The organism is Marinifilum sp. D714 (genome assembly GCF_030851345.1).
In the GTDB taxonomy this organism is placed as follows: domain Bacteria; phylum Bacteroidota; class Bacteroidia; order Bacteroidales; family Marinifilaceae; genus Marinifilum.
The window spans coordinates 59,352-72,849 of sequence record NZ_JALPNU010000016.1 but is presented as its reverse complement, the minus strand read 5'-3'; the positions used below and the strand labels follow the sequence as shown (position 1 = coordinate 72,849).

At 35.6% G+C, this 13,498-nt stretch carries 10 protein-coding genes, 1 other RNA gene and 1 pseudogene; 11 read left to right on the top strand and 1 reads right to left on the bottom strand.

The window, feature by feature from the left end:
* The first annotated feature begins 39 nt into the window (after window positions 1–39).
* Both M0051_RS14200 and rnpB read left to right on the top strand, forming a co-directional pair.
* On the top strand, window positions 40–369 hold the full coding sequence (locus tag M0051_RS14200; protein ID WP_306742167.1) for a four helix bundle protein: 330 nt from the start codon (window positions 40–42) through the stop codon (window positions 367–369).
* Window positions 370–430: 61 nt separating this feature from the next.
* An RNA gene (rnpB, locus tag M0051_RS14195) (RNase P RNA component class A) lies at window positions 431–794 on the top strand.
* 584 nt (window positions 795–1,378) lie between these two features.
* On the opposite strand, the gene M0051_RS14190 is transcribed toward rnpB, so the two are convergent.
* Window positions 1,379–2,467, bottom strand: coding sequence for a glycosyltransferase family 4 protein (locus M0051_RS14190; RefSeq protein ID WP_306742166.1), 1,089 nt, complete (start codon window positions 2,465–2,467; stop codon window positions 1,379–1,381).
* A gap of 846 nt (window positions 2,468–3,313) precedes the next feature.
* Here M0051_RS14190 and M0051_RS14185 point away from each other — a divergent pair.
* The 9 genes and pseudogenes from M0051_RS14185 to M0051_RS14145 all read left to right on the top strand — a co-directional run bounded on the left by M0051_RS14185 (window position 3,314) and on the right by M0051_RS14145 (window position 13,471).
* The gene (locus M0051_RS14185) at window positions 3,314–5,743 is read left to right on the top strand and encodes an SLBB domain-containing protein (protein WP_306742165.1); all 2,430 of its coding nucleotides are present in this window, start codon (window positions 3,314–3,316) and stop codon (window positions 5,741–5,743) included.
* A gap of 133 nt (window positions 5,744–5,876) precedes the next feature.
* A complete protein-coding gene (locus tag M0051_RS14180; RefSeq protein WP_306742164.1) occupies window positions 5,877–6,164 on the top strand; it encodes a GIY-YIG nuclease family protein in 288 nt (95 codons plus the stop codon).
* A 213-nt stretch (window positions 6,165–6,377) separates the two neighbouring features.
* A complete protein-coding gene (locus M0051_RS14175; RefSeq protein ID WP_306742163.1) occupies window positions 6,378–7,505 on the top strand; it encodes a Wzz/FepE/Etk N-terminal domain-containing protein in 1,128 nt (375 codons plus the stop codon).
* 24 nt (window positions 7,506–7,529) lie between these two features.
* Window positions 7,530–7,961: pseudogene (locus tag M0051_RS14170) on the top strand (GxxExxY protein).
* An 87-nt stretch (window positions 7,962–8,048) separates the two neighbouring features.
* Window positions 8,049–9,494, top strand: a complete 1,446-nt coding sequence (locus tag M0051_RS14165; protein WP_306742162.1) for a UDP-glucose 6-dehydrogenase — start codon at window positions 8,049–8,051, stop codon at window positions 9,492–9,494.
* A gap of 3 nt (window positions 9,495–9,497) precedes the next feature.
* Window positions 9,498–10,448, top strand: a complete 951-nt coding sequence (locus M0051_RS14160) for a UDP-glucuronic acid decarboxylase family protein (RefSeq protein ID WP_306742161.1) — start codon at window positions 9,498–9,500, stop codon at window positions 10,446–10,448.
* A gap of 19 nt (window positions 10,449–10,467) precedes the next feature.
* Window positions 10,468–11,805, top strand: coding sequence for a flippase (locus M0051_RS14155; protein ID WP_306742160.1), 1,338 nt, complete (start codon window positions 10,468–10,470; stop codon window positions 11,803–11,805).
* A 2-nt stretch (window positions 11,806–11,807) separates the two neighbouring features.
* Window positions 11,808–12,764, top strand: a complete 957-nt coding sequence (locus M0051_RS14150; protein WP_306742159.1) for a hypothetical protein — start codon at window positions 11,808–11,810, stop codon at window positions 12,762–12,764.
* 41 nt (window positions 12,765–12,805) lie between these two features.
* Complete coding sequence (locus tag M0051_RS14145) at window positions 12,806–13,471, top strand: CatB-related O-acetyltransferase (RefSeq protein ID WP_306742158.1); 666 nt, start codon at window positions 12,806–12,808, stop codon at window positions 13,469–13,471.
* Window positions 13,472–13,498 lie beyond the last annotated feature (27 nt).

The window sequence follows — 13,498 nt, the reverse complement described above, 5'->3', positions numbered from 1 at the left end:
ATAAAGTATAAAGTGGGTCAAAACCAATTACAAGAAAGATTGTTTAAGTTTTCTGTGGATGTAATTAAAGGTGTGAGAAATTTACCTAATGGAACGGAATTTCAAGTTGTCTCTCATCAGATATTAAAATCAGCTACTTCGGTCGGAGCCAATTATGAGGAAGCTCAAGCGGCAGTTTCAAATGCCGATTTCTCAAATAAAATAGCAATTTCATTAAAAGAAATAAGAGAAACAAACTATTGGATCAGATTAATATTGACCATCTCAAGTAAGAAGGATGTTTGGGATGACCTGGAAAAGGAATCAATGGAATTAATGAAAATACTGGGTACGATACATTCTAAAACCAGAAAAAGGTTTAATAAATAATTCTTATCTTCCTTTCTCCTTTTTTCCTTTCTCCTTTAATCCTTTCTCCTTATCTTTGCTGTCGGCAAACCGTTCTATCGCTGTTTCGCAAGAAAGAGAGGAAAGTCCGGGCAACACAGAGTAACATACTTCTTAACTGGAAGAAGGTCGAAAGGCTTTAGTAGTAGAGCAGAAAATAACCGCCAAACCTACTTCGGTAATTTTGGTAAGGGTGAAAAGGTGAGGTAAGAGCTCACCGGTACCTGTGGTGACATGGGTAGCCGTGTACCTTATGTGTTGCAAGATCAAGTATACCGTCAGTTGTAGGCTTACTCGGCCGATGTCGGGGGGTAGATTGCTAGAGACATTTGGCAACAAATGTTCAAGATAAATGATAGAAACTCTTTTGAAGAGGACAGGACCCGGCTTATAGGTTTGCCAATTTTAATTAGTAATGAAGCATTAGTAATTAATAATACCATCTCAAGTAATTGGGGTGGTTTTTTTGTATCTGCTAATCTCGAATCCCAATTCCGAAAGCTTTCGGGACCAAACTTCAAAAATCAAGGAGAAAGGAGAAAGTAAAAAGATGAAATTTTAAAAGATGAGGGAGGTGATTCAAACTTTTATTCATTCCAAAGTTGTAGTCATCCCGATCCCGAATGGTAGGGAGAGGGATCTCATGAAAATACCAATCCGCAAGTATAAAGTATTACATGCGAAATTTAAATGTAGCAGCTTAAATATGAATTTTATAAGCAGGATTGTTTGGATGATTCATAGAATTCGGGATATAAAGTTGAGGAAGTAACTATAAGTTCCGAACTTTGCATACTTATTACTCTTTTCTACCATTCTACCATTCTACCATTCTACCATTCTACCATTCTACCATTCTACCATTCTACCATTCTACCATTCTACCATTTCCAGACATTTAGACTATTTCACAGTTCGGCTTTTGATGGATCAGCAGTATAAAAAAACGCTCTCAGTACCCTGAGAGCGTTTTTTAAAAATTCTTTATTTCTTATGTTGTTTGAATGGCAGTTTGCTTCTTGTCTCTTCTTTTTAGCAAGTAAGATGGTAGCCATGAGAAGAATGCTCCCATTGCCACTATAATGCTTAACAATGCTTCATTTCCTAAATTTCCAAGAGAAAAGGCAATTATAATGAATAAAATATTTACCGCCATAATGCGAATAGTAGCAGCAACATGTTTATAACCTAGACTAATCATGCGATGGTGTACATGGTTTTTGTCTGGTTGAAAAGGTGACTTTTTATTCTTAATGCGAATAAGCATTACGCGCGCAGTATCAAATAATGGAACTGCAAGTACCCCAATGGAAATTGCCGGAGCTGCCTTGACTGCATAAGCAAAATCAGAATAAATATTCAACTCATTAAATCGGATCATCAAAATAGAAATTAATAAACCCAATATTAATGAGCCAGTATCTCCCATGAAAATCTTATTGTGTTTCCCAAAAACATTAAATCGGAAAAAAGATATTAGGGCTCCCAATAAAGCAGCTGACAGAACAACGTATTCATAATTTCCAGTAAGGAAGAACCATATGCCAAAAGTTGCAGTACAAAGACCACTGATTCCTGAAGCCAATCCATCTATACCATCAATCAGGTTAAAGCCATTGGTAACTACAATGATAACAAAAACTGTAAACAGAACACTTGAGATGTAATTGATTTCATGAATTCCAAAAATACCATGAAAGTTGGTGAAACGAATATCCCCCATTACAATAACAATCAATGCTGCAAATATTTGCCCAGCCAATTTTGTTTTGGGAGCAATTTCCATAATGTCGTCTTTAATTCCCAGTCCAAACATGATTAAGGTTCCAGCAACAATATATTTTAACTCATGAATCATGAACCCGTTACTAAAAATCAAAATTGAAAGTGTAAACCCTAAGAAAATAGCCACCCCTCCTAATGATGGGATGACATTCGTATGAGAAGAGCGATGGTTTGGTTCATCATAGAGCTTTTTTTTCTTTGCCAACTGAATTACAGAAGGAATTACCTTGTAGCACAAGAGCAATGAAAAAATGAAACTGGCCGCAATGTAGAAGTAGTGTGTAAACGGGTACATAATTTATGTGTGTTAAGTTAGCGTTACCGTTGTGTGCGCAAAAATATTAATTTTATTAATATAATCCGCCTGTCAAATGTGTCAAGTTGCATGAATTCAATGTTAAATACTGATACCTAACCGATTTGACAGGGTGTTACCCTACGCGAAATTAAGAAAATACTTCCAATGAATATAATTTTTATGTGATTTTTTATTTAATTTTTCTGTTAATCAATTAAAATGAGATGTTTGTCACTGTATAAAAAAAACTAATCATGGCTTTTTTTTGTATAATAACGATTGCGCAATATAATATCATTGTGACTTATGATACTTGAAGGTAAAGGGGGGTGTAGTTTTTATACTAAGTTAATGCCTAAGGATTATTTATTTTGTTAGGTCTTTCGTTTTGAATATGAGAGGGATTAGAGGGAGAGAATTAACTTGACATATTTGGCAGCTTTTTTATTGAGGATTTTTATTTACCATTGCAAGATAAATTCAAACGGCAAAAAGGTAGAAAAGTGAAATTGTTGAAATGTATAATGGAGACTGATTACTGATTGCTGTTTGGATCACTGGTAACTGTTCATAGATCACTAACTGCAGGGCTTAGATCATTAGGATTTAAATTTTGGATTTTGGGATTTGACTTTTGCCTTTTGGGATTTTACTATTGTTTGAAAACTATGTTAGAAAAATTTAATTTAAAATAGGCCCAAAAATTAGGGAATTGGATTACAGTTTTTTATTTTTGCGCAACTGTAAAAATCTTTGATCAGACAAAAGTGGGGTTTGATCAAAGTAGAGCGGTCTAGATTGAATAATAGGTGTAAACCATAAGCATTTTAATAGAATACAATTATGATTCGATTATTTCGAAAAACTTTTTTCCTGGGATTGGTGTTCGCTTTTGCTGCGATTGGAGCTGAGGCGCAAAATACAAACATTAATCCGGCTACGGTGAATGTAAATGCATTAAGCGACAAGCAAATTGAAAAAATCATCTCCGAAATGGAGAAGAATGGGATGAGTCTGGAGGAAGCCATGGCTTTGGCGCGTGCTCGAGGGGCTTCTCAAACGCAAATCGATCAAATGACTCAGCGCATCAGGGATTACAAATTAAAAAATCAATTTACTGGGGCAGAAGTTGAGCAAGGACTTGAATTGCCTGCAGATTTATCTGCAGGAGATGAATTGTCTGAAAAGAAGGAATTCGATGCAACAGAAAAGAACAAAGAAATTTTTGGTTTTCATTTTTTCAATTCGGAGAATTTAAGCTTTGCGCCAAATGTGAATGTTCCAGTTTCGGATTCTTACGCATTAGGTATAGGGGATGAAGTAAATATTGCAGTTTATGGAGCGTCGCAACAATCGTATATGTTGGTGGTTCAAAAAAATGGAGCCATTATCATTCCTGATTTGGGACCGGTTAACGTGTATGGAATGTCTTTTGCGAAGGCCGGTGAAAAAATCAAATCCAGATTGATCTCCATCTACAATGGCATGCAAGGGAATCAGCCCAATACATTTGCAGATGTGAGTTTGGGTGCATTAAAAGGAGTAAAGGTAAATGTAATTGGTGAGGTGAATCTGCCAGGAACCTACGCTTTGCCTGCGACTGCTTCTGTTTTCAATGCCCTGTATTTGGCAGGAGGTCCCAATGAAAATGGATCATTCCGTGTGATCGATTTGATTCGTGATGGGAAAATCATCAATTCGGTAGATGTATATGAATATTTAATTGATGGCAAAACACAAAATAACGTGCAGCTGCGCGATCAGGACGTGATCATGGTTCGCCCTTATGTGAATCGCATTAAAGTGGCGGGTGAGTTCAAGCGTACAGGTTTGTTTGAGGCCAAAGATGGAGAATTGGTAGCGGACATTTTGCGTTATGCAGGTGGTTTTACCGATAAAGCTTATACCCATGCTTTGGATTTGTATCGCAACAATTCTCGTACCTTAAGTTTTGTAGGTGTGACTGCGGATCAATACAAGGAGATTGCTTTGATGAATGGGGATTCCATACAGGCAGGTGCCATTACGGAGCGCTTCGAAAATAGAATCAGCATAGCGGGAGCGGTTTATCGTCCTGGTGATTACCAATTGTTGGAAGGGATGAAGCTTTCCGAATTGATTGCAAAAGCAGAAGGCTTGAAAGAAGAAGCCTTTATGGAGCGTGGCGTAATTACCCGCAAGCAAAAGGATTTGAGTTTGGAAGCCATCTCATTCTCACCTCGTGAAGTGTTGAATGGAAAAGCGGATGTGCTATTGCAGCGAGAGGACCGAATTCAGATCTCTTCTATTTTTGACTTGCGTGAGGCACGTACGGTTGAAATTGTAGGAGAAGTGCAGTTTCCTGGAACTTATGCATGGGCTGAGAATATGAAAATTGCCGACCTGATTTTTCAGGCAGGTGGATTCCTGGAAAATGCAGAGGTGAGCTCTGTAGAGGTAAGCCGTGTTTTGGACTACAACGAAACCCAAGAATTGACCAAATCCTTGCTGCATACCTACCAATATGGATTGGATCGAAATCTGAAGTTGGATGCAGAAGGTGAAGCTTTTGTGCTAAATGCTTTCGATAAGGTATACATTCGCCGAGCACCGGGCTATCGCCCACAAGGAGCGGCAAGCGTGCAGGGAGAAGTGAAGTATGCAGGAGAATATGGAATTACCCGTAAGGATGAAAAAATATCAGATGTAATTCGCAGGGCTGGAGGCTTAACCCCTGAAGCTTATGTGAAAGGAGCTTCATTGCGCAGAAGAATAGAATTGAGTGAGGCAGAATACCAGGCAAAAGTGGCCATTGCCATGCAGGATACAACCATGAATGCCGAAGAGGTAGAAAAGGTACAGTATCAAATTGTGGGTATTGATTTGCCAAAGATTATGAAGAATTCGGGTTGTGTGGAAGATCTGCAAGTTTTGGATGGGGATCAGTTGATGGTACCTTCCAAACTGGAAACGGTAATGGTATCAGGATCGGTATTGAATCCGGTGGCTCATACCTTTAGTGATCGAAAAAAAGCAAAAGATTACATCCTGAGTTCGGGTGGTTTTGCCCAAAGGGCCAAGAAAGGAAAAGTATATGTGCTGTATGCCAACGGAACAACAGCAGCTACAAAAGGAGGATTGTTCGGAAGACGTTTCCCTCGTGTTGAGCCAGGCTGTGAAATCATTGTTCCGGAAAAACCAGAAGTGGACAAAGCTGCTAACGCAAGCAAGTGGCTGGCCTTCACATCAACATTGGCTAGTCTGATTACGGCAATTGCGGTGGCGACACGATAGTTTGCAGTCATCCTGAACTTGTTTCAGGATCTCAAAGAATCTCAGGATCAAGGATCAGGAATAAAAAGAAAGAGATGCTGAAATGAGTCCAGTATTATATATATAAGTGCTGGAAAAATCAGCAGGACGAAAAATGAAGAGAGCATACATATATATCATGTCAAATAAAAATAGAACGACATTGTATATTGGAGTAAGCTCTGATTTGAATAGAAGAATTGCTGAACATTCGGAAGGGATAGGAGCAAAGTTTACAAAAAGATACAATTTGACTGACTTGCTTTATTATGAGGAGTTTGACGACATAAGTGAAGCGATAGCCAGAGAAAAACAATTGAAAAATTGGAAGAGAGAATGGAAGTTAAATTTAATTAAGAGTTTGAATCCAGAATTGAAAGATTTAAAAATGGATTTTAGATAAATGAAATTATTCTGTGAAGTAATCCTGAATTGACGCAGTCATCCTGAATTTATTTCAGGATCTCAGGATAAATAAAAGGAATGAGATGCTGAAACGAGTTCAGCATGACAATTAAATAATAAACGTAGATTATAGATAGAGACGTACACATCAGCGAAATCCGCTCAAATCCGTGAAATCTTTTTTTTAATCCGCGAAATCAACATACGCAGTATGCAAGAACAAAAAAATATAACCCAAGCCGACGACGAAATCGATTTAATACAACTCGCCAAAACCTTATGGGAAGGCAGAAAGACTGTCATTAAAACCACCATTATTTTCATGGTCATCGGCCTCTTCGTAGCCATCTTCTCAGAAAAAGAATACACCGCTTCATGTACCATGGTACCACAATCTGCAGAAGGTGGATCAAAGCTTGGTGGAAGTTTAGGTGGTTTAGCTGCAATGGCAGGTATTAATTTAGGAAGTATAGGAGGAGGGGCAAGTATTCCACCAACTCTGTATCCGAAAATTGTAAACAGTATCCCATTCCAAAAGGAATTGATGAAAACGCCTTTGACCATTGAAGGACAGGATACACCTGTAACATTTGCCGACTATTATTTAGAAATTAAAAAGCCAAGATTATTTGATTACATCAAAAAATATACAATTGGTTTACCAGGTCTAATCCTAAAAGCAATTCGCGGCGATCGTAGCAACGCAAGGCTTGCGTCTTTTGAGGATGGTATTTTATCAATTAATCAAGAAGAAAAACAACTAATTGATATTCTTTCTTCTCAACTGACTTTGGAGGTAAATGATAAAGATGGATACGTTTCTATTTTTGCTAATATGCCTGAAGCTAAAGCTGCAGCGGAATTGACGCTAAAAGCACAGGTTTTGTTGCAGGAAGCTATAACGAAATTTAAAATCAAAAAAGCAAAGGATCAATTGAACTTTGTGGAAGAACGTTATGCCGAGAAAGAAAAAGAGGCCAAAGCAGCCCAGGAAAGATTGGCACAGTTTAGAGATAGAAATAAGTTTGTTAGCACAGCAACGGCTCAAACCGAACAGGAAAGATTAACTGCAGAATACAATTTGGTATATGGAGTATACTCTGAATTGGCAAAGCAGTTGGCGACTCAAAAAATACAGGTGAAAGAGAATACGCCTGTGTTTACGGTGATTGAACCAGTTTCAGTGCCAATACAAAAATCAAAACCAAAGCGTGCAATGATTCTGATAATTTGGACTTTTCTAGGTGGAATTGTAGGTGTTGGAATGGTGTTTGGTCGTGAATTCCTGAGTTCTATTAAAGAACAGTGGACTAAAGAAGATACTAATTCCGCTAATTAAAACTAATTATACGAATTGAAACGAATGGGAGAGTTACTATATAAAGAAGAGGCCTATGCGATTGTTGGAGCTTGCATGAAAGTCCATGCTTCATTAGGATCAGGTTTTCTTGAAAGTGTATATGGCGAAGCTCTTTCAATAGAGTTTGAAAAAAGAAATATTCCATTTGAAAAGGAGAAGAAATTGGATCTTTATTACAATGGAAATAAAATGAATAAATACTTTACGGCATGTCATCCTGAGGAACGAAGGATCTCTAAAAATGAAGTAGTGAGAAAAATTGACAGATCCTTCACTTAGCTCAGGACAGAAATAAAAAGTAAATCAACTTTGATAAGACTTGACGAACAGCAAACCATTAATTATTTAAAGGCGACTAATTATGAGTTAGGTTTGTTAGTTAATTTTAGTGAGAGATCATTAAAATATAAACAATTCGTGAATACAAAGCATTAACTCGCACTTTAGCGAGATTCGCTTTAATTAGCGAAATCTGTGTTTTAAAAGAATAAAAGAGCTAAGAGAAAATAAACAAGATAAACAATGAACAAAGTAAAATCAATCAAAAACATCTGCTGTATTGGTGCAGGTTATGTAGGCGGACCAACCATGGCCGTGATCGCTCAGAAATGTCCGCATATCAATGTGCATGTGGTTGACTTGAACGAACAACGCATTGCTGACTGGAATGATGCTGACTTGGATAAATTGCCAGTATATGAACCTGGCCTGGCTGAAGTGGTAGCTGAGGCTCGTGGCCGTAACCTGAAATTTTCTACAGATGTAGAGAAAGCAATAGATGAGGCTGAATTGATTTTCATTTCGGTAAATACGCCAACCAAAACCTATGGTGTAGGGAAGGGGATGGCAGCAGATTTAAAGTTCATTGAATTGTGTGCCCGTCAAATTGCCAAAGTGGCAAAAGATGATAAAATCATTGTTGAAAAATCTACTTTGCCTGTTCGAACAGCAGAGGCTTTGCGTACCATTTTGCATTCTACTGGGAATGGAGTCAAATTTGAAATTTTATCCAGTCCGGAATTTTTGGCGGAAGGAACAGCCATTCAAGACTTGCACAATCCGGATCGTTTCTTGATTGGTGGAGCGCCAACCGAAAGCGGTGAAGCTGCCGTTCAAGCTTTGGTAGATGTGTATTTGAATTGGGTGCCACGAGAAAATATTGTTACGACTCGTGTTTGGTCTTCGGAATTATCAAAATTGACGGCTAATGCTTTTCTGGCACAACGTGTTTCTTCCATCAATGCCATTTCTGCACTTTGCGAGAAGACAGGTGCTGATGTGGATGAAATTGCAAGAGCAATAGGTAAAGACTCTCGTATTGGAGCTAAATTTCTAAAATCTTCTGTAGGTTTTGGTGGTTCCTGCTTTCAAAAGGATATTTTAAATCTTGTTTATTTATGCCGTCATTTTAATCTGCCGGAGGTTGCAGACTATTGGGAGCAAGTTGTTCATATGAATGACTACCAGAAACATCGTTTTGCGAAAAATATCATCGATACTTTATTTAATACCGTATCAGGTAAAAAGATTTCTTTTTTAGGCTGGGCTTTTAAAAAGGATACCAACGATACCCGTGAAACAGCTGCCATCTATGTGGCTGATGAATTACTACAGGACAGAGCAGAAATTCATGTGTACGATCCCAAAGTAACAGAGGAGCAAATATTTGCTGATTTGGAGTACTTACAAAATCATCGTGTAGGACAATATGTAGAGCAAGGTGAAGTGATGTCTATGGAGGAGGTTCGTTCTTTGGTGACTGTACATTCTGATCCATATTCTGCTATGAAAGCTGCACATGCCATTGCAGTGTTAACAGAGTGGGATGAGTTCAAAACCTATGATTGGCAAAAGGTATACAATGAAATGTTGAAGCCAGCTTTTGTCTTTGATGGGAGAAACATTGTTGATAAGAAGGAGCTTGATAGCATTGGATTTGAATTGTATAATATTGGTAAAGGAAACTAATTAATGAAAAGAATATTGGTAACAGGGGGAGCTGGATTTATCGGCTCCCATCTTTGTGAAAGATTATTGAAGGAAAGAAATGAGGTAATTTGTCTGGATAATTATTTTACTGGCAGTAAGGAAAATATAGTTCATTTATTGGATAATCCATACTTTGAATTGGTGCGACATGATGTAACGGAGCCATACTTTGCAGAAGTTGATGAGATATATAATTTGGCCTGTCCAGCCTCTCCACCTCACTATCAGTACAATCCAATTAAAACGATAAAGACCTCTGTAATGGGGGCTATCAATATGCTTGGTTTGGCAAAAAGAGTTAATGCTAAAATTCTTCAAGCGTCTACAAGTGAGGTTTATGGTGATCCAAAAGTTCATCCACAACCAGAATCTTATTGGGGTAATGTAAATCCCATTGGTATTAGATCTTGTTATGACGAGGGTAAGCGTTGTGCAGAGACTTTATTTATGGATTATCACAATCAGAATGATGTGAAGATTAAGATTATCCGAATATTCAATACCTATGGTCCTAGAATGAATCCCAATGATGGACGTGTTGTTTCAAACTTTATAGTTCAAGCATTGAAGGGAGAGGATATTACCATTTATGGAGATGGTACACAAACAAGAAGCTTCCAGTATGTTGATGATTTGGTAGAAGGAATGATTCGAATGATGAATTCGGAAGATGATTTTATTGGTCCGGTTAATATTGGTAATCCTGGGGAGTTTACAATGATTGAATTGGCGGAAAAAATTATTGAAAAAACAAATTCTCAATCAAAACTGGTATACAAAGAACTACCTAAAGATGATCCAATGCAGCGCAAGCCAGATATAACTTTGGCATTTAATAATTTAAATTCTTGGAAACCTGTAATTAATTTGGATAAAGGTTTACAGAGTACCGTTAAATATTTTGAATCTGTATTGCAGCCTAGTTTGATGTAGTTTAATTTGTAATTGTATAATGTTTAGCACAATAATTGGAAAAGTATATGCTTTATCCAGAAATGAAAGTTTTTTAAAATACTTTTCTAATACTGGATGGTTAATGTTGGATAAAGTTATTCGACTATTTCTTGGTGTATTTGTTGGTGTTTGGGTTGCTCGATATTTAGGACCGGATGATTTTGGTATTTTAAATTATGCAATAAGTTTTGTTGCTCTTTTCGGAGCATTTAGCAAATTAGGTTTGGACAATATCATTGTTAGGAATTTAGTTCAAGATAATTCAAAAAGAGATCTTGTGTTAGGAACTTCTTTGGTAATGAGGCTGTTAGGTGCTCTTGTTTTGTTGTTGCTAGTTTATAATATACTTCAGTTTTCTTCTTCAACCCCATTTGAGAAATTGATCGTAATTGTGATAGCTTTTGGGCAATTTTTTTTAAGTTTTGAAGTTGTTGATTTTTACTTTCAATCACAAGTAAAGGGAAAGTTTTCTACAATAGTTAATACATTTTCATTAATTATTTTTTCAATTACAAGAATTTTGTTAATTGTTTGTGGTGCGTCGATTGAATTTTTCGCAGTAGCTGTTGTTTTAGAATCTATAATTAAAGCCTTATTATTTATGATAATTTATCAAAAGGAGGTTTCATTGGTTCGATATTGGAAATTTAATTTTGATATAGCTAGGAGATTATTGAAAGATAGTTGGCCCCTGATTCTTGCAAATATAGTAATAATGATATATATGAGAATCGATCAGCTAATGATTAAAGAAATGCTTAATAATTCTGCAAATGGAGAGTATTCAGCGGCGGTTCGTTTAAGTGAAGCATGGTATTTTATACCAATGGTTATTGCTAATTCACTATTTCCAGCGATTATTAAAGCAAAGAGTATTAGTCTAAGACTTTATCATGATAGACTGACAAATTTATATCAATTTATGTTTATTTTATCTTTAGTAGTGGTCATACCTGTTCTTTTTATGAGTGATTGGGTTGTTAATGCCCTATATGGGAAAGAGTATGTTGAGACTAGTAAAGTTTTAATAATTCATATCTGGACTTCTGTTTTTGTTTTCATAGGTGTTGTAAATAGTAAATACTTAATAAATGAGAATTTGCAGTTTTATTTAACATTAAGTACATGTGTGGGAGCTATAATAAATGTTTGTTTAAATTATATTTTAATAAAGAATATAGGGATAGTTGGTGCGGCATTCTCAACTTTAATATCCCAGTTTATTGCTTCATACTTTAGCTTTATTCTATTTAAAAGGACAAGAAGAAGCTTTTTTCTTATTACTAGGAGTGTACTTAGTGTCTATAAAATGAAACTTAATTTTAAAAAACTATAATCATGGAAAATGAATATAACAAACCTCTTAATACTCCAATACTATTTCTTATTTTTAATCGTATAGATACCACAAAAAAAGTATTTGAATCTATTAAAGCAGTAAAACCAAGCAAACTTTATATAGCATCTGATGGGCATCGAAGTGATAAGCAAGGAGAGTCGGTAATTGTTAAGAATATTAGAGATTATGTTCTTTCTAATATTGATTGGTCTTGTGAAGTTAAAACTCTTTTTAGAGAAGTTAATTTAGGTTGTGCCAGTGCCGTTGGCGGTGCAATTGATTGGTTTTTTGAAAATGAGGAAAAAGGAATTATACTTGAGGATGATTGTTTACCAAGTAAAAGTTTCTATCATTTTTGTTCGGAAAATTTAGATAAGTATAAAAACGATTCAAGAATAACAGCTATTACGGGTGATAATTTTTATAAAAACGAATTAACAAAGGATAGTTATTTTTTTTCTAGATTTATATTTATATGGGGGTGGGCAACATGGAGAGAAAGTTGGAGTGCACATAGAAAAATTATGTCAAGATTTAGTGAGATAATAGAAACTCCAATAACTACATTATCAATAAACCATAAAATAGCTAATAAACGGATAATTCAGAATGCATTAGACGCTGAAGCTGGAGTTGTTAATACTTGGGATTATCAATGGATACTTTCTAATTATTTTAATCATGGTTTGATTGTTACACCTCGTGTTAATTTGGTGCAAAATATTGGTTTTGATGGAGATGCAACCCATACGACCAACTCAAGATCAGAATTGAGTGTACAGACTTCCGAGATGGAACTTTTATTAAAGCACCCAATGGTTATGATACCAAATAACGAATATGATAATTATTTGTATTCTAAGATTTTTCTATGGGAATCATTTTATGAAAAATTAATGGATTTTAGAAATTTACCTCGTAGAATAATTTTAAAATTATTCAAAATATTTAAATAGTTTTTTGTTGTTGTTAAATGTTAATCAAACAATTATTTAGTATGCTTAAGCTTTTAAAAAACCCTATGACGATATGGTTTAAATGGTATTTAAAGTCTAAAAAACTGCAACGTAGAAATAAGAATTTAAAAATTGGATATATGTCTACTTTGAATAATGTTTCTTGTGGAAATTACAATACTATTTATTCCAATGTTTTAATTGATAATACTAAATTAGGTAATTTTGTTTATGTAGGAGGTAGGACAGAAATATGTAATGCTTCTATCGGAAACTTTTGTTCTATTGCTCCTGATGTAAAAATTGGCTTGGGTATGCATCCTACCAATTTTATCTCTACATTTCCAACTTTTTTTTCTACACGAAGACAGTGCCAGATTACATTTGCAAAAAAGAACTATTTTGAAGAGATAGGTAAAGTACAAATAGGGAATGACGTGTGGATTGGAGCGAATGTTATCATATTAGATAATGTTTCTATTGGTAATGGGGCTATAATTGCTGCAGGGGCTGTGGTAACAAAGGATGTTGAACCATATTCTATTGTTGGAGGAATACCTGCTAAATTAATAAAAAAAAGATTCTCAGAAAGTGAAATTAAGAAACTCGAAAGTTCAAAATGGTGGAATAAAAGCAATGAATGGTTAGAGGAAAATTTTGAAATGTTTAATAACCCTTCGGAATTTTTTAAAAAACTAAGGTTGTAAAATTTACTATAAGTTAGTTAAAAATGT

Coding starts and splice junctions, on each gene's coding strand:
- M0051_RS14165 (WP_306742162.1), top strand. CDS start 8,049: ATGAACAAAGTAAAATCAATCAAAAACATCTGCTGTATTGGTGCAGGT.
- M0051_RS14185 (WP_306742165.1), top strand. CDS start 3,314: ATGATTCGATTATTTCGAAAAACTTTTTTCCTGGGATTGGTGTTCGCT.
- M0051_RS14180 (WP_306742164.1), top strand. CDS start 5,877: ATGAAGAGAGCATACATATATATCATGTCAAATAAAAATAGAACGACA.
- M0051_RS14145 (WP_306742158.1), top strand. CDS start 12,806: ATGCTTAAGCTTTTAAAAAACCCTATGACGATATGGTTTAAATGGTAT.
- M0051_RS14150 (WP_306742159.1), top strand. CDS start 11,808: ATGGAAAATGAATATAACAAACCTCTTAATACTCCAATACTATTTCTT.
- M0051_RS14160 (WP_306742161.1), top strand. CDS start 9,498: ATGAAAAGAATATTGGTAACAGGGGGAGCTGGATTTATCGGCTCCCAT.
- M0051_RS14190 (WP_306742166.1), bottom strand. CDS start 2,467: ATGTACCCGTTTACACACTACTTCTACATTGCGGCCAGTTTCATTTTT.
- M0051_RS14175 (WP_306742163.1), top strand. CDS start 6,378: ATGCAAGAACAAAAAAATATAACCCAAGCCGACGACGAAATCGATTTA.
- M0051_RS14155 (WP_306742160.1), top strand. CDS start 10,468: ATGTTTAGCACAATAATTGGAAAAGTATATGCTTTATCCAGAAATGAA.